We start from the raw sequence: 19,407 nt of genomic DNA, 5'->3' as shown, positions 1-19,407 counted from the left end.
CATACGACGTCAAGGGTAACGAGCGGCGGATACGGAAATCGGGGCAAATCACTCTCAGGTGTGAATGGAATGACGATCGGTCTTTCAAAACGGGCCGGTGCCCGCCCCCGGAGGGACGGGCACCGGCCGCACGGCGCGGGAGCGTCAGATCTGGTAGACGAAGCAGCCCATGGCCATCGCGGCGGCCTTCTGCTGCCAGGTGTAGCCGTAGCTGCGCGAGGCCCAGGCCCCTCGGCCGCACTTGATCAGGAACGGCCTGACCCAGGTCCAGGCCCTGCGGGCCCAGCCCCACCCCCACTGGCCGTCGAGGTCGAAGTGGGTGTTCGGGTCCTGGAACACGTAGTCGTAGGCGGTGGCGTTGCCGCCCGGGACCGGGTCGGTGCTCAGGAACCGGCCGAGCGCCGGGTCGTACAGCCGCACGCCCATCAGGTAGGCCCCGGTCGGCGTCTCGGCCGAGCGCTGCTGGGAGCCGAGCCAGCCGTACCGCACGGGGGCGGTCCCCGGTGTGCGGTTGCCGTACTCGTCGAAGGTCACCGCGACCGGGGACCGGCCCGCGTCGAGCGGCAGGGAGACCACGATGTCGCCGTGCAGGTTGGCGAGTTGGAGCTGCACCCCGCCGGTCTTCGCGGTGGTGGCGCCGAGTCCGCCGGCGGGCGTCGCGACCTGGCGGGTCAGCTCGCCGGTGGCGGTGTCCTCGACGGTCCAGCCGGGACTGTCGCAGGCGCACCCGTAGTGGTTGATCCGGCTGCGCGAGGGGGTCCAGCCACCGCCGGCGTTGACCTCGGTGCTCCAGGCGCGCAGGCGCAGCGCCGGGTCCAGGCTCCAGGTCTGCCGGTCGGTGGCGGTGCTCTGCTGCCGGACGAGGTCGTTGGCGAAGTAGGAGGTGGTGGCGCCGGGCTGGGCCGTGGTCCGGCCGAAGGCGTCGTAGACGTAGCCGGGGTCGGTCAGCCGGTCGGCGGTGTCGTAGCCGTGCTGTTCCGGGGTGCCGCCCGAGGCGGCGCAGTCGGCACCGGGCGCGGCGTTGACGGAGCTGCGGGCGGTGCGGTTGGTGTTGCGGTCGAAGGTGTAGGTCCTGGTGGTGCAGACGCCGTCGGCGACCGAGGTCGTCCGGGTGAGGCGTCCGACGCTGTCGTAGCCGAAGGCCTGCTGGGAGGCCGAGGCGAAGGTGGCGGTGTGGGTGGCCCACTGGCCGTGGACGGTGGTGCTGATCCCGTCGCCCAGGACGGTCGTGCCGTCGCTGTCACGGGTGTAGGTGCGGCTGACCAGGGTGCCGGTCGGGCTGGTGAGCTGGCGCATGGTGTAGCCGCCGGGCAGCCCGGTGCCGACCACGGTGCCGTCCGCGTCGTAGCGGGCGGTGAAGATGCCGGCCACCGAGTCGCCGACCGCGGTGACCAGGCCGCGCGGTTCGACGGCGGTGTCGTAGGTGTAGCTGAGCGTCGACGGCGCGGAGTCGGTGACCAGGACCGGCCGGTCGAGGCGGTCGTACCGGGTCGTGGTGGTGCCGCCGTCGGCGTCGGTATAGGCGATCGGGCGCCCGAGGCGGTCGTAGGCGGTGGTGATGGTGCCCGTGCCGGCGGCGGCCGTGGTGACCGGGCGGCCGGTGGCGCCGTCGTAGCCGGTGGTCACGACCGGGACCTCCTGGCCCGGGCCGCTGACGGTGGAGCTGGTCCGGCGGCCGGCGGCGTCGTAGCCGGTGGTCGTGGTCCGCTGGACGCCGGCGGCCGTCTCGACGGTGCGCGTGGTCTGGCCCCAGCGGTCGTACTCGAGCGTCCGGCGGGGCAGTTGGGCCGGGTTGGCGCCGCCGCCGGTGATGTCGGCGGCGGGACCGACGGAGCAGACCTGGTCCGCCCATTCGGGCCGGCCGGCGCAGGGTCCGCTGCCGTCCCCGGTGTAGTAGGCGGTGGTCGTGGTGCCCGCGTCGGCGCCGGTGGAGGCCGGCTGGCTCGTGCTGGTCACCCGCCCCTGGGCGTCGTAGCCGGTGGTGGTGGTGAGCCGGGCGCCGTCGGGGTCCTGGACGCTGGTGGTGGGCCGGCCCCTGGCCCAGTCGTAGCCGATGGCGGTGGTGCGGGCGTCGGCGAGCAGCGCGGTGTCGATGCGGGGCTGTCCGCCGACGGTCTCCCTGGTGACCTGGTCGCGCACGGTGGCGCTGCCGTCGGTGGGCCGGCCGGCGTCGTACTCCTTCACGGTCCGCTGCCGCAGGGGCAGCTGGGTGCCCGCCTCGGCGACCACCGTCTGTCCGGCCGTCAGCCGCTGGGCCAGGGTGGCGTAGTGCAGCGGGCCGAGGACCTCCAGCTCGCGGTTGCCGTCGGCGCTGTAGGTGGTCGCGGTGGAGAGCAGGTCGGCCCGTTCGGCGCTGCCGAGGGCGGCGATCCCGAGGGCGGCCAGGGTCGCGCGGTCCTGGTCGGTGGTGGCCAGGGCCAGCGCGCGGTTGGCCGCGGTCAGGTGGCGCACGGTGTTGCCGGAGGCGTCGTGGTCGGTGGCGCTGACGGCCCCTCCGGGCCGGGCGGTGTCGGTCTCCAGGCCGGAGGCGTCCAGGTAGTGCAGGTCGGCGCGGCCGTAGCCGTTCGCGGGGAGCTGCGCCCCGCTGCTGGAGGCGGGTGTCTGGTCGGGCGGGAAGACGGCGGTGGCGTCGGTGGGGGTCTCCCGCTGGCCCCACCCGGCGGTGGCGGCCCGGCCCAGGTCGTACGGCGCGCCGCCGCCGGTGACCGGGACGTCGTAGACCAGCGTCGTGGTGGCGGTGCCGTCGACCTGGTCGGCGGAGCCGGGGGCCAGGGTCGGGCGCGAGGCCGTGAGCAGCATGCCGTCGCCGGCGGCCGGCGAGTTGCCGGCCCGCCCGTAGCCGAAGGTCCAGGGCAGTTCACCGGGCGGGGTGAGGGTGGTGACGCGGCCCGCCGCGTCGTAGTCGTACGCGGTCTTCAGGGCGGGGGTGGTCCTGGGGTCCCAGGTCTCCCGGAGCCGGCCGTTCACGTCGTAGGCGTAGCGGCTGACGTCGACCGCGGTCGCGGCGGCCGCGCCGGGTTCGGTGGACCACAGCCGGATCGCGCTGACCTGGCCGGCGACGTCCCCGAGGGCACCGGCGGTCGCGGTGGTGGACTGGGCGTAGCCGAACTCCAGGACGCGGCAGCCGCGCACGGCCGGGTCGGCCGCGCAGACGGACGCGGCGACGGCGCTGGTCGGGCTGACCACCCGGTGCGGACGGGTGAGGATCCGCCCGTCGGGGCCGGTGACGTTCTGCGAGACGATGGTGCTGGTCGTGTTGTCGAGGCCCCGGGTGGACGAGCGGATGAGGGCCCAGGCGGCCGCGGCGGGATCGGTCCGGGCGAACTCGGCCGTGTCGCCGTTGCTGTCGGTGAGGGTGAAACCGTCGGCGAAGGAACCGGTCAGGGCGAGGTGCGCCGCGCCGGGTTCGGGGATCCAGCCGGTGGCCGTCGCGTCGGCGGTGAAGTGCAGGGCGGTGCCGTCGGTGCGCAGGACGTCCAGCGAGGTGGCGGAGGTGCGGTTGACGGCGGTGTAGCCGGAGTCCTTGCGGCCGGTGGCGGTGCCGGAGAGCCACTCCTTGCCGAAGATCGCGGCCTGTCCGCTCTGGGCCGCTCCCTCCTGCGGGGTGCGGGAGGAGGCGGTCCGGGTGATCGCCGTCCCGTGGAAGGCGGCGTCGGTGCGGCCGAGGTCGTAGTCGCCGGTCAGCAGGTTGACGGTGCCGGGGCCGACGGTGACGGTGGCGGCGTTGTCGGCGGTGCGGTCTACGATCGCCTTGAGCGGGTCGCTGGAGGCGGTGGCGCCGGCCGGGCCGGTGAAGTCGGCCCGCAGCTGCACCGCGCCGTCGGGGCTGACGGTGGTGGCGGCGTCCCAGGCGAGCTCCGGGCTGCGGCCCGCGGTGAGCGCCACCGGCCAGCCGCCGAGCGGGGCGCCCGCCGCGCTGACGTGGCCGGGCGGGACGGGGGCCCAGGCGTCGGCGTCCGAGCGCCGCCAGGAGAAGGTCACCGCGTCGTAGCGCGAGCCGTCGGCCTCGGCCTGGAGCGGCAGCCGGGCCGCGGTGCGCCGGCTGTCGGAGGGCCTGGTGATGCCGCCGGCCCCGACGTGGAAGTCGTAGGCGAGGGCTTCGGAGCGGTTGTCGGCCCGGTCCACGCTGCGCACCCGCAGGGTGTTGGTGCCGCCGTGGGACGGCGTCGCCAGCAGGCTGACCGGCGCGGCGGTGCCGTCGGTGGCGATCCGCGTCCAGGTGCTGCCGTCCAGGGTCCACTCCAGCCACCGGTGGTCCCCCGGCGGGGGTGTGACGGTGAAGGTGCCGCTCTGGCCGACGCCCTTCACCCAGGCGGCCGAGGGGTAGTCGGTGGAGGTGACGGCGGTCGGCGCGGAGGGCGCGGCGGTGTCCACCGTGAAGGTGCGCCAGGGCGACCAGCCGAGGTTGTAGTGGGTGCCGTCGTACGGGTTGCTGCGGAACCGGTAGGTCCGGCCGTTCTGGAGCACGCCCGGCGGGACGGTGACGGACACCGGCTCCCCGCTGGCGCCCCAGGGGGACACCAGTAGGTCGCCGACCGGCTGGTCGGTGGCCGCGTCGACGATCTGGAAGGTGCCGTTGATCCGGTCGTTGTTGGAGTCGGCGAAGGTGTCGCGCAGGACGGGGGTCAGGGTGTTGACGGTGTAGACGCCGTTGTCCGCGAAGAACGGCGGGCCGGCCTGCTGGTCGGTGCCGGTGCGGGGGCGGTAGTTGAAGGTGACCGAGAGCTTGGGGATCTGCCCGGCGGCGGCGTTGCCGGAGTAGAACTTCTTCCACGATCCGGTGTCGGCCTCGTTGGCGGCGCGCAGGCCCAGGCCCTGGCGGGCGACCGTGGTCCGGCCCGCCCAGTACTGCAGCAGCGGGGTGACGTCGGCGTTCACGTAGCCGCCGGTGGAGCAGTTCTGTCCGCGGGTCTCGGTGGAGGTCGTGTACTTCTGCAGCCAGGCCGGCTGGTTGGTCCAGCGGCTGGCGGTCGTCGCGTTGTTGGTGTCCCAGACCTCCCAGGCGGCGGGCTTCGTGCAGTCCCAGGAGTGGAAGTTGTAGAGGGACAGGGTGGCCCGGGAGACCAGGGCGTCCTTGATGGGCGCCATGTCCCAGCTGATGAAGGAGCGGGCGATCCGGGGCTTGGTGTGGGCGGTGTCCGCCCAGTCCCCCGGCCAGCCGATCTTCAGTTCGGTGGCGCTCGACGCGTCGGCGGTCTCGCCCTGCTGGACCCAGGTGTCGAACACGTCGGACAGGACGCTGTCGGACGGATCGACCGTCACGGGGTAGGTGGTCGCCGGATCGGCGAGGAAGGCGGCGTCGGGGCTGAGGCGCAGTTCGATGGTGTCACCGGAGCGCGTGACCTTCAGGCCCACCGGGGCCCGGCGGGTGTGCTCGCCGGACTTCTCGTCGACGGTGGCGTCCCACATGACCGGGGCCGGCATGGTGGCGAGTTCGCGCCCGGTGGCGGTCTCGGTGAACGTCACGCCGCCGTCCTCGTTCTGCCGCGCGTCGATCCCGGGCGCCTTCAGCGGCAGTGTGTAGTCGGCGGTGCCGTCGGGGCGCTTCTTGAGGACCACGGACTGCTCGTAGCCGGTGCGGGTGGCGTCGATGACGAGGTCCGCGTCGGGCAGGACGTCCTGGTAGGTGGCCTTGGCGCCGTCCAGGCGGGGTGCCGGCAGGCCGCCCCGCCACTGCACCGCGACGCCCCTGCCCCCGGCGCTGAGGGTGAGCAGGTCCTGGGCCGGGGTGGCGGCGGCCTCGGCGAAGGAGCCGGCGCGCTTGCCCCTCGGTACGCCGGCCAGGGCCAGCCCGCGCGGGTGGGCCTTGGAGGCGACGGAGCCGTCGGGGCGTTCGGCGAAGGTGACGTCGACGTCGGTCCAGGCGCCGTCGGGGCGGCGCATCCGCACCGGCCCGGCCGCGACCTCCAGGGTGAGCGTGCCGTCCGGGTTCGCCCAGGTCGTCGCGGACTCGGTGCGTTCGGAGGGCACTTCGACGGGCTTGCCGCCGAGCCGGGCCGCGAGCCGGGCGGAGGCCCGGTCGCGGGCCGGCTCCTGGGCCGCGGCGGGCGGCCGGGCCCCGTGCGGGGCCTCGGCCGGGGGTCCGGCCGCGGCGTCCTGGACGCCGAGCAGGAGTCCTGCCAGCAGGGTGGCGCAGAGGGTGGCCGCCGTCCATCGGCGGCGTGGTGCGCGGGTCCGGGAGGGAGGCAGGCCCCCCATGGCCGGCGGGAACGATGACACAGGCACACTCCAGGGGTGATCGCCGGAACGGGAGACGGTCCTCGGGTACGCACGTGCGCTCGGGCGACGGGCCGCGCCGCGGGGCTCTTGCCGGACTCGGTGTCCGGGCGCGGGGCCGTGCCGGGAAGGCCGCCCGATCGGGCGACGTGTACATGCGTACGCCATCGTCGGGCGCCGAACGGTCCGTGTTCGGAGTCACGGCCGATTCCCGCCGCCGAACGGCCGGTTCCGCGCCCGGGAAAGCGCCCCGCCCCGCGACGCGACGGGCGCGGCACGGGGCGGGGGCTGGACCGGGCTTGGGCGGGGCGGGCGCGCCCCGGGTCACCAGGCGGGGTGCTCCAGGACCTCGACGACGGCGGCGGCCAGCGAGATGCCGGCGCCGTTGCCGGTGAGCAGGACGTGGTCGCCCGGGCCGACGGCGCCGGTGTCCACCAGGTGGGCGAGGGAGAGGAACTGGTCGCAGGCGCCCAGGTGGCCCAGGGTGCGGCCGAGGTCGAGCATGCCGCGCCCGGGGTCGATGCCCAGCGGGCGCAGCAGGCCCTCCGCGTACCGCGGGTGGCCGGAGAAGACGTGGGTGACCCGGGTGATGTCGGCCGCGGTGACGCCCGCCTCCTCGATCGCCCGGCGGTTGAGGGCGGTGCGGGCCTCGGTGAGCTCGCGGGCCATGCTCCGGCGCAGGTCGCGGTCGGGGACCAGGTCCGCGTAGGCGCCCATCCGCAGGCCGATCGGCACGCGGGTGCCGCCGGCCGGGCCGGGCGGGAACAACTCCTCCGTCCCCCGGTAGAGCCGCTCCCAGGAGGAGAGCGAGGACTGGACGAGGGAGCGGATCCGCAGCGGTCCGGCGGTGGCGGACAGCAGCACGGCGCAGCCGGCGTCGCCGAGGATCGAGCCGCGCCCGGCGCCGAAGCCGTGGGCGTAGGTGAAGCGGTCGAGCGCCGGGGTGCCGAAGTTGTCGGCCGCCGAGACCAGGACGGCGGAGTGCGCCGGGGCGTGCGCCAGCTGACCGTGCGCCAGGCGGGCGGCGTCCAGCATCGCGGTGCAGCCCTGGTCCAGGCCGATCGCCGGGGCCGAGGTGCCGAGGACGTGGTGCTGCACGTGGTTCGCGGGGTACCAGCCGTCCGGTCCCTGGTGGAAGGTGCCCGCGTGCAGGACCAGACGGACGTCCTCGGCGCGCAGGCCGGAGCGCTTGAGCGCGAGCCGGCCGGCCTCGACGGCGAGTTCCGGCGCCGGGGTGTCGTCCGCGACCGACACGCTCGTCCAGCCGTCGGCCCGGGCCTGTTCCGCACCGGGGCGGCCCGCGGCGACGGCGTCGTCGATCGGCCAGAGCCGGGGCACGTGGGCGGCGAGCCCGGCGATGTACAGGCGGTCCGTCCTCACGAGGTGCCCCCCAGGCCGATCAGCAGATGGCAGACGAAGACGGCCGGCAGGTAGCCGACCACCGCCGCGACCGGCCAGCGCGCCGCCCCGGTGCGGGTGAAGGTCCGGGCGGCCAGGGCCGCGAGGACGGCCGGCAGCAGGGCCAGCCAGCCCCACCCGGCCGTCCCGCCCGCCCAGGGGCGCAGCAGCGCCAGGGACGCCCCGGCGGAGGCGGCGGCGAAGCCGACGGCCAGGGCGACGGTGGTGCGCAGGCCGAAGACCCGCACATAGGTGCGCTCGTGCGGGCCCGGCGCGCGCACGATCTTGCGGGCCAGCTCGTGGTGGGTGGCCGCCAGCATGATCACCACCAGCAGCGGGAGCGCGCGGCGGCCCTCGGAGCCCGGCGGGCCGGTGTCCACGCCGGTGTCGTGCAGGAAGACGGCGTAGAGGTAGAGGTTGAGCAGGATCTGCACCGGGGAGCTCAGCAGGACGCCGGTGACCACCGCGTCCCCGCGCGGCCACCCGAGGCGCAGCTCCGCGCCGATCAGGACGGTGGTGTAGGCGAACTGGGCGGCGAGCAGCAGCAGGGCGGCGCGGTTGCCGGCGTTGAGCAGGAGCAGCAGCGCGGCTCCGGCGGCGGCGAGCGCGTACAGGTCGCGGGGCAGCACGGCGCCCCGGGCCAGCGGGCGGTTCGGGTTGTGGCGCCGGTCGTAGGGCAGGTCGCGCAGGTCGTCGGCGGCGCGCAGCAGGAGCAGGTCGACCAGGACGGTCAGCGCGGCCACCGCCGTGCCCCAGCCGGGGCGCCAGTGCGCGACGCGGCCGTCGGCGGCGGCGAACAGGCCGGTGGCGCCCAGCGCCCAGGCCGCGGCGAACACCAGGGACAGCGGCAGCGGGAAGCTGCCGCGGACGAACGCGCCGAGGCGGGCGGCGAGCGGGCCCGGCCCGGCGGGGGCGGCGGGCGGGGCCGGGAGCGTGGGGCGCCGGGTCATGCCGGCCGCTTCGCGGGGGCCGCGGCGACGCTCCAGCGGACCGGCAGCCGCCAGACTCCGTTGATGAACATCGTCCGGCGCCACTCCAGCGCCTCCTCGGGGACGGCGAGTTCCAGCTCGTCGAAGCGGCGCAGCAGCGCGCCGATGCCGATCTGCAGTTCGGCGCGGGCGAGTTCGGCGCCCAGGCAGAGGTGGCGGCCGTGGCCGAAGGCGAGGTGGGAGGCGACGTCCGGGCGGTCGGGGTCGAAGGCGTCCGGGTCGGTGAAGACCGCCGGGTCGCGGTTGGCGGCGTCGGTGAGCGGGACGACGATCCGACCGGCCGCGACGGGGCAGCCGCCCAGTTCGGTGTCGGCGGTCACCAGGTGGGGCGCGCCGCCGGTGTTGTTGAGGGAGCTGAAGCGGAGCATCTCCTCGACCGCGGCCGGGATCCGCCCGGGCCGCTCGCGCAGGGTCCTGGCCAGGCCGGGGTGCCGCAGGAGCAGCACGACGCACATGCCGAAGGAGTTGCCGGTGGTCTCGTAGCCGGCCATCAGCATCCCGGAGCCGAGGGCCACCACCTCCCGGTCGGACAGCCGCTGCGCGGGGTCGTCGTCGGGGCGCAGCGCCAGCCTGGTGAGCAGGTCGTCGGCCGGGGTGCCGGCCTCGGCGGCGCGCCGCTTGCCGGCGACCAGGGCGGCGAAGTAGTCGTCCATCCGGGCCTGGGTGGCGGCGACCTCCTCGCGGGTGTGCCCGGAGGTGGACATCAGGATGTCGACCTCGGCGCGCAGCATCGCGCCGTCCTCCGGGGGGACGCCGAGCACCTCGCAGATGACCTGCATCGGGAAGGGCACGGTGAAGCCGCCGACCAGGTCGGCCTCGCCGGCGGTGGCGCCGGCGGTCAGGTCGTCGAGCAGGCGCTCGGCGAGCGCCTCCAGGCGGGGGCGCAGCAGGCGGACCTGGCGCGCGGTGAAGGCGGGCAGGATCGCGCGGCGGCGCCGGGTGTGGTCCGGCGCGTCGGCGGTGGCCAGCAGGACGGACTCGGTCTTGCGGGCGAACAGCGGGCGGGCCAGTTCGGTGTAGCCGGCGCGGCTGAAGCGGTCGTCGCCGAGGACGGCGGTGACGTCCTCGTGGCGGGTGACCAGCAGGGCGGGCTGTCCGCTGGACAGCTGGACCGGGTGCGGGGCGCCGGTGCGCAGCACGGCGTGGTAGCCGTCGGGCGGGCGGACGTCACCGGCGGGCGGGAAGGGGAAGCGGGCCGGGTCGGTCATGGCGTGTCGCCCTTCTCGGTGGTGACGGTCCCGTCGGCGGGCCCGGTGGGGCCGGACGCGGGCTCGGCGGAGTCGGCGGGCTCGGCGGACTCCGCGGACTCGGCGGGCTGTTCGGACGGCGGGAGCAGGCGCACGGTCCCGGCGGTGCCGTCGATCTCGATCCAGGCGCCGTCGGGGATCGCGGTGGTGGCCCGCGGGACGGCGACCACGGTGGGCACACCCAGCAGCCGCCCGGTGATCGCGGTGTGCGACAGCAGGGTGCCGCGCTCCACGACCATGCCCGTGGCGGACATCATGAGGAACAGCCAGCCCGGGTCGGTCTCCCGGGCGACGAGGATGCGCCCGGAGGCGAGGTCGGGGTCGGTGGACGGGTCGAGCACCACCTTCGCCCGGCCGCGGACCACGCCGCCGCTGGAGCCGATCCCGCGCAGCAGGCCGTCGCTCGCGGCGGCGCCCGCGCCCACCGCCGTCGCCCGCGGCAGCGCCCGGGCGAGCGGCAGGCCGGCGGGGGTGCCCAGCAGGGCGGGGCGCTGCGGGTTGGCGGCCCACTCCGTGCGCTGGGCGCGGCGCAGCGTGACCAGGGCGCGCAGGTCGGTGACCGTCCCGGTGCCGTCGAAGGCGCCGATGACCTCCTCGACGGTCAGGTCGGCGACGTCGAGCGGGTCGTCCAGGACGCCGGTGCGGGCGAGTTCCGCGCCGAGCTTCCACATGACGTCGCGGGAGAGGCCGAACAGCTGGGTGCGGCAGAACCGGGTGTCCTCGCGGATCCGGGCGAGGTCCCGGGCCAGCGTGGTGAGGCCGAGCAGGACGGCGCGCTGCGCCGGGTTGGGGCACACCTCGCGCAGCCGCTCGCGGGCGCGCCGGGCGGCGGCCTGCTCGTCGGCGCGGTTGGCCGCGACGGTCGCCCCCTGGCGCACCAGCGGGCGGATCAGGGCGATCACCGTCCACGGGCGCTGGCGGGGAGTGGGTTCCTCCAGCTTGAGGTCGTGCAGCGCGCGGTCGCCGTAGCGGGCGAGGTAGCCGCGGGCGGCGGCGGCGAGGGCCGCGCCGTACCGGCCGGCGACGATCTGCCGCCACAGCTGCTCGGGGTCGGTGCCGTCGTCGAGCACCGCGGCGCGCAACTCGGGGACGGTCCCGACGAGTTCGGCCAGGCTCATGGCGGCGCGGACCGCCTCCAGGGAGCGGTTCTCGCGCCCGCCGGCCATCAGCCCGACCAGCACCTGCGGGCCCTCGCCGGTCCAGCGGCGCAGCAGCGCGCCGCCCGCGCCGAGCACCACCAGGGCGATGAAGGCGTTGACCAGGGTGACGCCCCAGCGCTCGCCGGCGCGCTCCCACAGCCGGCGGTAGAAGGCGATCAGTTCCTCGGGCGAGTCCCCGACCGTCCGCGCCTCGGCCATCTGCCGGTCCCACCAGCGCAGGAAGCTCCTGACCTGCCAGGGGTGCAGGGCGCTGCGCCAGGCGAGGCGCGGCAGCGCGCGGGCGACCGCCGGGGCGGCCCAGCGGCGCTCGCCGCGGGCGGGGCCGGTGATGCCCATCGCCTGTTCCCAGCCGCGCCGGACCAGTTCGAACATCGGCATCTGCCCGTGCAGGGCGTGCCAGTCGTCCAGCCGGTAGTAGACCTGGCCCTCCAGGTAGCCGACCATCCGGGCGAGGCGGTGCGCGTTGTCCCGCACCCAGGACTCGGGCACGCCCATCCGCCGGTAGAGGTCGGCGAAGGAGCGCCGGTAGAACTCGCGGGACTGGGAGTAGGTGAGGGCGCCCGAGACACCGGGGAAGCTCTCGGTGATGTTGTGGTTGCCCCAGTGGACGCGCGCGGGCTCGTCGGCCTCGGGCGCGGCGGCGGGCGCGGCCGTAACGGCGGGCCCGGCGACCATCGGGCGGGCCTGGACCAGGTGGACGGTGCCGTCCTCGGTGAGGGCGCCCTCGATGTCCTGCGGGACGCCGAACACTTCCTCCACCCGGCCGGCCAGTTCCGCCACCGCGCGCACCTGGTCGTCGTCCAGGACCGGCACACCGGCCAGTTCCTCGGCGACCGGCAGCAGCACCGGCGCTCCGCTGGCGGCGCCCTCGGGCAGGCCCATCGACCACCGCTTGTGCACGGTCCGGGCGCTCACCTCCCCGGTGGCCGGGTCGTGGAAGAAGTGGTCGACGTCCGCCTTCTCCTGGACGACACCCTCGCCGATGCCGTACGCGGCGGCGACCACGCGGCGCGGCGAGCCGTCCCGGGGGTCGCGGGTGAACGCCACGAACGAGCGGGTGCCGAGCACCATCCGCTGCACGCCGACCGCGACCCGGGCCCGGCGCGGGTCGAGGCCGCGCAGCAGGCGGTAGCGGACCGCCTGGGGGTTGAACGCGGACGCCCAGCAGCGCACCACCGCGTCGGCCAGGCCCTCCTCGTCGACGTAGAGGAAGCTGTCGCTCATGCCCGCGAAGGGGTCGACGGCGCTGTCCTCCCCCACCGCCTCCGCCGCGTCGGGGGTGTCCGGCGTGGTGGCGGGCACGACGCAGGCCCGGACCGCGACCAGGCCGTCCGGCCCGGCGAGCGCGGCGAACTCCTTGCGGATCCGCTCGGCCGGCTCCGGGGGCAGGACCGAGGAGGCGAGCGCCTCGCGGGCGGCCGCGCACCAGGCCTCGACGGCGTCCTGTCCGGCGTCGCCGGCCGGCAGCGGCGCCAGCGCGGGGCGCAGCGCGTCCAGGGCCGCGTCGAAGGCGGCGGCGGGCAGGCAGAAGAACTCCGGTACCCGGAACCCGGCGCGCCGCAGCACCTCCTGACGGGCGAACTTGTTCCCCACCTGCGCGGCGTCCGCCAGCGCACCGCCGTCGCCCGCCGCGGTCACCACGAACTCAGTCATCCGACCCACTGCTCCCCGCCCCGCCGCCCCAGCCGTCCAGGTGCAGCACCCTGTCCACGGACCGGCGCGGCGCCGGTCCGAATCCGTCCCCCAGCACGTGCGCGGTGGGGATCAGCGCCCCCTGGCGGACGTCGCGCGGCAGTCCGAGGATGTCGGCGACCTCCCGCTCCGCGTCCAGGTGCACCGTGGTCCACGCCGTTCCGAGGCCGCGGGCGCGCGCGGCGAGCATGTAGCTCCAGGCGGCCGGCAGCAGCGATCCCCACACGCCCGCCTGGTTGTCCCGCGGCAGCGGACGGCCGGCGAGGTCGAGGCAGGGGATCACCAGGACCGGCACCTGCTGGAGGTGCTCCGCCAGGTACCGGCCGCCGGCCAGCATGCGGTCGGACACCCCGCCGTCGGTCGCCGGTCCGGCGCCGGTGGCCGGCGGGTAGCGGGCCTCGAAGGCCCGCCGGTAGACCTCCGCGATCTGCTTGCGCAGGACGTCGTCGGCCACCACCAGCCAGTGCCAGCGCTGGGTGTTGCCGCCGTTGGGCGCCTGCAGCGCGATCTCCAGGCACTCGCGCACCTGGTCGAGCTCCACCGGGCGCGTGAGGTCCAGCCGCAGGCGCACCGAGCGGGTGGTCGTCAGCAGTTCGTCCGGGGTCGCCGGGACGCGGACCCGCGCGGGGCGGGCGGGCGCGCTCACCACAGCCCCGGCACGAGGCGGGCGTGGCCGTCCGCGTAGGCGCGGTAGCCGGGGATGTTCACCAGCATCCGCTCCTCGGTGCGGATCCGGAAGGCGATCGCGGCGGCGAGCGCGACCATCAGGACGGCGCTCAGCGGGTTGAGGAAGAACACGACGAAGCCCAGGTGCGCCGAGAGCATCCCCGCGTAGGCGGGGTGCCGGATGAAGCGGTAGACGCCCCAGGTGACGACCTGGTGGTCGGTCTGGCGGGCGACGTGGTGGGAGTAGAACCTGCCCAGCGTGTGGATCGCCACCTGGCGCAGCACGACCCCGCCGACGAACACCGCCGCCGGGAGCAGCAGCAGCGGGGACCAGCGGTCCCAGGGCAGCGGGCCGAGCACGCCGGCGGACACCGTCGCGATCCGGGCCGCCGCGTAGAGCAGCAGCGACGCGGACTCGCGCGGCGCGGCGCCGGAGCTGCGGAAGGTCACCGGGATCTCGACCGCCAGCCAGGCCAGGTAGCAGGCGGCCAGGACGGCGGCGACCAGGTCCACCGGGTCACCGGCGTGGCGCAGGTGGACCACCAGGCCGGTGCCGACCGCGAGGACCGCGACGACGAACAACAGCCGCGGCGCCTGCACCGCCCAGGACCGGCCCTCGCCCGCCACAGGTTTCACCGTACTCATCGGGTCGCCCTCCGCTTCAGGTATCCGGCGCGGCTGACGGTGTGGACCCCGATGTCCAGCCGTCCGTGCCGCTCGCCGCTCTCCGCGTCCACCACCGTCATCCGGTACACCGCCCGCGCCCCGCGCGGCGGTGCGAACTCCCACCACAGCTCCAGCGGCACCGCCGCCGGCAGGCCGGTCGGCAGGTCCGCCTCCAGCGACAGCCAGAGCATCTGCGCGTCCGCGTCCCGGCCGTGGGCCGTGTGGCCCAGCATCGTCGCGAACTGCCGGGCCGACTCGATCAGGGCGACCGGGGCGTGCACCCCGGCGCCCGCCAGCCGGTGTCCCGGCGGGGGCGCGAGCACGGCCGCCCGCTCGACCCGCGACGGCCCGCCCACCAGGACGTTCTCCGGCAGGTGGCGGTGCACCAGGGCGGGGTCCGCGGGCGTGGCGTGCTCCCGGCCGCCGCCGGACAGCACGGCCCGGGCGGCGGCGGGCGGCACGACCGGCCCGCCGGCGTCGCTGAGGCCGACCGAGGCACGGCAGACGGTCTCGCCGTCCTGCACGGCCAGCAGCTGCCACACCGGCCCGTCGTCGCCCTCGGCCGGCTCGCCGTGCAGCCAGACCTGCGGGCCCAGCTCGCACATCCGGTCGAAGGTCAGCGACAGCCGGAGCCGGCCGTCGGCCGCGCCCGCCCGGTCGCGGACCAGGTCCAGGACCGCCGCCACCAGCACCATTCCCGGTACGTGGTCGAGCGGGTGGTCGAAGAAGCACCGGTCGCCCTCGTCCACCACCACCGGGACGGCGGCTCCCGGGCTCGGCCCGGTGCCGGACGGGGAGCCCGACGGATCGCCATCGACCCGCCCGACTCCCCGTTCTTCCGCGTTTCCTGACGTCGCCTCATGGGCTAATGAAGCGTCAGATTCTAATGAGACCCCTGGTGCCAACGATTTCACGAGGACCGAGGTAACCATCGATCACCTGTCCGGGCAACCGACTCCCGACAACACCCGCACCTCCCGGCACCACCGACCGAAAACCGCCCCTCCCGTTGACCGAAACCACATCTCCTCTTCCCTTTTCGGTAATCCCGGAGTTGGCTCAGCACGCCAGGGCTCGGCGCAGAGCGTCCGTGAGGGTCGCGAGCTGACGCTGCGACACCTGGGCGGACTGGATGGCCAGCGAGCCGTGGAAGGTACCGGGCCACTGGTGGAGTTCGACCGGCACCCCCGCCTGCATCAGCCGCAGCGCGTACACGATGTCCTCGTCGCGCAGCGGGTCGAACTCGGCGGTGGCGACATAGGCCGGCGGCAGCCCCGCCAGGTCGGCGGCGCGTGCCGGGGCGGCGTACGGCGTGGCGGGCCGGCCGCCCAGGTAGTGCTGCCAGGCCTGGGCGATCTTCGCGCGGTCCTGCCAGGGGGTGTCGGTGAAGTTCCGCTGCGACCAGGTGTCCTGCCGGTCGTCGAGCCCGGCTTCGTTCAGCAGCTGGAAGCGGATCCGCGGCCCCTGCTCGTCGCGCGCCCGCAGCGCCACCGCGGCCGCGAGGCCCGCGCCCGCGCTGTGGCCGCCGACCGCGATCCGCCCGGGGTCGACGCCGAGTTCGGCGGCGTGCGCGGCGGTCCACTCCAGCACGGCCCAGGCGTCGTCGAGGGCGGCCGGGAACCGGTGTTCGGGCGAGCGGCGGTAGTCGACCGAGATCACCACCGCGTCGGAGCGGCCGGCGATCCCGGCGGCCCAGGGGTGCTCGGTCTCCAGGTCTCCGAAGACGAACCCGCCGCCGTGCAGCCAGACGAGGGCGCCCAGCGGCTCGCGCGGCCGGTAGACCCGCACCGCCACGGCCGGGTCGGCGGGCACCAGGCGGTCCTCGATCAGCAGGCCGGAGGTGTCGGGGGCGGGCCGGCCGGCCAGCAGACGGGACACCTGCTCGCGGGCGGCGGCCGGGTCGGCGAGGTCGATCGACGGGAGCAGCGGGACGAAGGCTTCGAGTTCGGGATCCATGACCGCCATCCTCGGCCCCCGGGGGCCCGCGTTCAGCCGCCGTCCGTCGCGCGGTCGGGGCGGCGGACGCGACGACCGGCGCTTCGAACGGCGCGCTCCACCGTGCCGGGAGAGGCCAGCGGCCGTGCGCTGGTCCGCGAACGCGGGAAGTGCGCCGTTCCTACCGTGAGGTGACGCCGCATCCGGCGCCGATCACGCACCTGTCCAAGCGCAAAGGGACCGCACCATGCGTTTCACCCCCCTGCTCCGGGTCGCCGCGGTGGTTCTCGCCGCGGCGGCCTCGGCCCTCGCCGTCACGCCCGCCCGGGCGTCGGCTCCCCCGCTCACCGCGCCGACGGCGGTCGCCCACCTCGACCTCGCCCGGGGGCAGCAGCCGGAGAACCTCACCCCGCTGCCGGACGGCGGCACCGTGGTGACCTTCGCCTTCTCCCGCCAGGTGGCCGAGATCGACCGCCACGGCGCCGTCCGCGTCCTCGCCACCCTGCCCGCCCCGGCCCCGGGTGCGGCCACCCCGGTGCTGGCCTCCCCGTTCCTCGGCGGCGTCGTGCGCGCCGACGACGGCGTCCTCCACTTCGTCTACGCGACCGGGACCGCCGAGCTCACCGGCGTCTGGCGGCTGGCCCCCGGCGGTACCCCCGAGCGCGTCGCCGCGCTGCCCGCGGACGCCCTGCCCAACGGCCTGGCGCGGGACGCCCGCACCGGCACGCTCTACGCCGCGGACTCGGTCCTCGGCACGGTCTGGCGGATCCCGGCCGGCGGCGGAACCGCCGTCCGGTGGGCGAGCGGCGCCGCCCTGGACGCGGACGGCTTCCTCGGTGCCAACGGCATCAAGGTCCACGACAGGGCCGTCTGGGTGAGCAACCTCGACCGCGGCACCCTGCTGCGGATCCCGGTCCGGCCCGACGGCGGCGCGGGAGCGGCCCGGGTCGCCGCCACCGGTCTGACCGGCATCGACGACTTCTCCTTCACCGGCCGCGGCAACCAGGTCCTGGCGGCCCTCAACGCGAGCAGCCAGGTCGCCCTGGTCGCCGACGACGGGAGCCACACCGTCGTGCTCGACCGCACGGACGGCCTGCAGAACCCCACCTCCGTCGCCGTCCGCGGCAACCGCGTCTGGATCGCCGACGCCGCGTACCTGACCCAGCAGGACCCCAACCTCCTGACGAGCCGGCTGCGGCGGAACGCCTCGCACTGAGCCCCGGCCCGGCGCCGCGCGGGCCGGGACACCCGCCGTGCCGGACCCCGGTGCGGCCGGGGCCCCGGCCCGTAGGATGCCGGGGATGGAGGCACTGGCCGATCGGCTGTCACATCTGGACTCGCACGTGCACGGCGCGATCCGCGTCGTCGCCTTCTACGACACGCTGATGCGCCGGCGGGTGGACCTTCCGGCGCTCGCCCGGGCCTCGGCGGGGCTGGCGGAGTGCGTGGCCGGGGTCCGCCTGCACGGGACGGCACGGGTGGTCCGGATGACGCCCGACGGCCGGCCCGCGGCCGGGGCGGGTGGGGCGGCCGGAGCGGGTGGGCCGCGTGCGGCGGACGGCGGGAGGGCGGTGTCCGCGACGGCGCCGATCCTGCTGGACGAGGAGGAGATCGGCACGGTCTGGCTGGAACGGCCCGGCCCGCCCGGGGCACTCGACCCGGTGCTGCTGGACCGGTTCGCGCTCGCCGTCGCGGCGGCCGTCGAACGGCACGGCCCGGCACCGACCACGATGGCCGACCCCGCCCTGGTCGAACTGGTCATCGGCGCCGGCACCGACGAGGCCTCCCGGGCCCGGGCGCTGCGCCGGCTGGGCTTCGCGCCCGACCGGCCGGTGCGGGTCGCCGCCGTCCGCTCGGCCCTGCCGCTCGACCGGATCGGCGCGCTGGTCTGCCCCGACCCGCCGGTGAAGGCGGCCCGGCTCCCGGACGTCGGCGTCCTGCTGGCCCCGGCGATCGCCGCGGACCGGTTCCCGGCCCCGGCCCGGGCCGGGATCGGCGGCCCCGGGAACCCGGAGGTGTCCTGGCGGCAGGCCCGCACCGCCCTGCGCTTCGCCACCGCCCGCCGGCCCGTGGTGCGGCACGAGGACCTCGGCGCGCTGGCCCTGCTGGACCGGGTGCCGCCGGACGCCGTCCGGGAGAACCCCGACGTGGCCGCGATCGGCAGGCTCGCCGCCGCCCCGGAGGACCTGGAGACGCTCGACGCCTACTGCGCGACCGGCTCCCTGCGGCGCGCCGCCGAGCTGCTCCACCGTCACCACAGCAGCATCGCCCGTCGGATCGAGCAGATCGGCCGGACCCTCGGCCTGGACCTCACCGAGCCCGCCGGCCTGCTGCGCGCCGCGGTGGCCCTCACCGCCTGGCGCCTGCTCGACGACCCGCCGGCCCCCGCGAACGGCTGAGGACGGTCCACGGAGCACCGCGGTCCCGGGTCAGGGGGTGGGTCCCAGCCGCCGCCAGGGCTCCGGACCGCCGCCCGGGAGGACGAACGCCAGGTTGACCCGGTGCCCGCCGAGGTCCCAGTTGACCCAGTAGACCTCGAAGCGGCCCGTCCGGTCCGTCCCGCCCCGGGGGACGGGCGCTGGACGGCGGCTGTTGACAACGCGTCAACGCCACGTCCCGCGAGCCCGGGGGATGCTCGCAGGACGTGGCCGGTGCCGGATCGCCGGGGACGGGTTACGGCCTGGTGGCCGGGGAGGCGTCGTTGCGGCCCTCCACCACGACGGCCGGCTCCAGCGGGGAGGCGATCTCCTGGCCCTTGCTGTGGGAGGCCCAGTCGCGGATGCCGACCAGGACCATGACGAAGAAGATGCCGTAGACGATGCCGGAGAAGTACAGCTCGGAGTGGATCGCGAGCGGCACGCCGACCAGGTCGACGGCCAGCCAGACGAACCAGAACTCCACGTACCGGCGGGCCTGGGTGTACATCGCCAGGATCGAGCCGACGAAGATCCAGGCGTCCGCGAGGACCATCCACCAGGGCGCGCCCGGGTAGAAGGAGGCGTCGGTCGCCTTGAGCAGCGTGGCGAACGCGAAGGTGCCGACGGCCATGACCGCGATCAGGACCGCGCGCTCCCGCCAGGAGGCCCAGCGGACGTTGATCGTGCCCTCCTGCTGCCGGCTGCGCCGCCAGGTGGCCCAGCCCCAGGACGCCGAGGCGATGATGACGACCTGCCGGGCGGCGTTGCCGCCGAGGTGGACGTTCAGGCTCGCGATCAGCAGCAGGACCGAGCCGAGGATCTGCACCGGCCAGGCGACGAGGGAGCGGCGCAGGGCGAGCCAGACGGTCGCGAGCGCCAGGATGTTGCCGAGGAAGTCGGACCAGTAGACGGGGATGCCGAAGAAGCTGAACTGCTCGTTCAGCCATTCGAGAGCGCTCATGACCTACACCTTTGTTTGCTGGGGGAACAAGCCTGGGTGTGAGCTGCGGCCCGGGAGCGG

At 75.8% G+C, this 19,407-nt stretch carries 12 protein-coding genes; 2 read left to right on the top strand and 10 right to left on the bottom strand.

What is annotated here, in order from left to right; translation table 11 throughout:
- Window positions 1-144: 144 nt before the first annotated feature.
- From ABT093_RS03530 to ABT093_RS03490, 9 genes are all read right to left on the bottom strand, one after another.
- Complete coding sequence (locus ABT093_RS03530) at window positions 145-6,198, bottom strand: DNRLRE domain-containing protein (protein ID WP_350559844.1); 6,054 nt, start codon at window positions 6,196-6,198, stop codon at window positions 145-147.
- Between the two features lie 342 nt (window positions 6,199-6,540).
- On the bottom strand, window positions 6,541-7,596 hold the full coding sequence (locus ABT093_RS03525; RefSeq protein ID WP_350559841.1) for a ketoacyl-ACP synthase III family protein: 1,056 nt from the start codon (window positions 7,594-7,596) through the stop codon (window positions 6,541-6,543).
- A complete protein-coding gene (locus tag ABT093_RS03520) occupies window positions 7,593-8,564 on the bottom strand; it encodes a hypothetical protein (RefSeq protein ID WP_350559838.1) in 972 nt (323 codons plus the stop codon). The genes ABT093_RS03525 and ABT093_RS03520 overlap by 4 nt, the downstream gene beginning before the upstream one ends.
- A complete protein-coding gene (locus tag ABT093_RS03515; protein WP_350559835.1) occupies window positions 8,561-9,811 on the bottom strand; it encodes a cytochrome P450 in 1,251 nt (416 codons plus the stop codon). Before ABT093_RS03515 ends, ABT093_RS03520 begins: the two co-directional genes overlap by 4 nt.
- A complete protein-coding gene (locus ABT093_RS03510; protein WP_350559832.1) occupies window positions 9,808-12,663 on the bottom strand; it encodes a PEP/pyruvate-binding domain-containing protein in 2,856 nt (951 codons plus the stop codon). The genes ABT093_RS03515 and ABT093_RS03510 overlap by 4 nt, the downstream gene beginning before the upstream one ends.
- On the bottom strand, window positions 12,656-13,348 hold the full coding sequence (locus ABT093_RS03505) for a nitroreductase family protein (RefSeq protein WP_350559829.1): 693 nt from the start codon (window positions 13,346-13,348) through the stop codon (window positions 12,656-12,658). The genes ABT093_RS03510 and ABT093_RS03505 overlap by 8 nt, the downstream gene beginning before the upstream one ends.
- On the bottom strand, window positions 13,345-14,013 hold the full coding sequence (locus ABT093_RS03500; RefSeq protein WP_350559826.1) for a methyltransferase family protein: 669 nt from the start codon (window positions 14,011-14,013) through the stop codon (window positions 13,345-13,347). Before ABT093_RS03500 ends, ABT093_RS03505 begins: the two co-directional genes overlap by 4 nt.
- Window positions 14,010-14,789, bottom strand: a complete 780-nt coding sequence (locus ABT093_RS03495) for an AfsA-related hotdog domain-containing protein (RefSeq protein WP_350559823.1) — start codon at window positions 14,787-14,789, stop codon at window positions 14,010-14,012. The genes ABT093_RS03500 and ABT093_RS03495 overlap by 4 nt, the downstream gene beginning before the upstream one ends.
- Window positions 14,790-15,093: 304 nt before the next feature.
- Complete coding sequence (locus tag ABT093_RS03490; protein WP_350559820.1) at window positions 15,094-15,990, bottom strand: alpha/beta hydrolase; 897 nt, start codon at window positions 15,988-15,990, stop codon at window positions 15,094-15,096.
- 226 nt (window positions 15,991-16,216) lie between these two features.
- Between ABT093_RS03490 and ABT093_RS03485 the strand changes: the two genes are divergently transcribed.
- Together ABT093_RS03485 and ABT093_RS03480 are read left to right on the top strand one after the other, a co-directional pair.
- A complete protein-coding gene (locus ABT093_RS03485; protein WP_350559817.1) occupies window positions 16,217-17,185 on the top strand; it encodes an SMP-30/gluconolactonase/LRE family protein in 969 nt (322 codons plus the stop codon).
- An 85-nt stretch (window positions 17,186-17,270) separates the two neighbouring features.
- Window positions 17,271-18,368 (top strand): PucR family transcriptional regulator, encoded by a 1,098-nt coding sequence (locus ABT093_RS03480; protein ID WP_350559814.1) that lies wholly within the window; start codon window positions 17,271-17,273, stop codon window positions 18,366-18,368.
- Between the two features lie 274 nt (window positions 18,369-18,642).
- Here ABT093_RS03480 and ABT093_RS03475 read toward each other — a convergent pair whose 3' ends face one another.
- Window positions 18,643-19,347: a nicotinamide mononucleotide transporter family protein gene (locus tag ABT093_RS03475; RefSeq protein ID WP_350559811.1), complete on the bottom strand. Its 705-nt coding sequence runs from the start codon at window positions 19,345-19,347 to the stop codon at window positions 18,643-18,645.
- Window positions 19,348-19,407 lie beyond the last annotated feature (60 nt).

Source organism: Kitasatospora sp. NPDC002551 (assembly GCF_040296005.1).
In the GTDB taxonomy this organism is placed as follows: Bacteria; Actinomycetota; Actinomycetes; order Streptomycetales; family Streptomycetaceae; genus Kitasatospora.
This window is presented reverse-complemented; position numbering and strand designations above follow the sequence as displayed.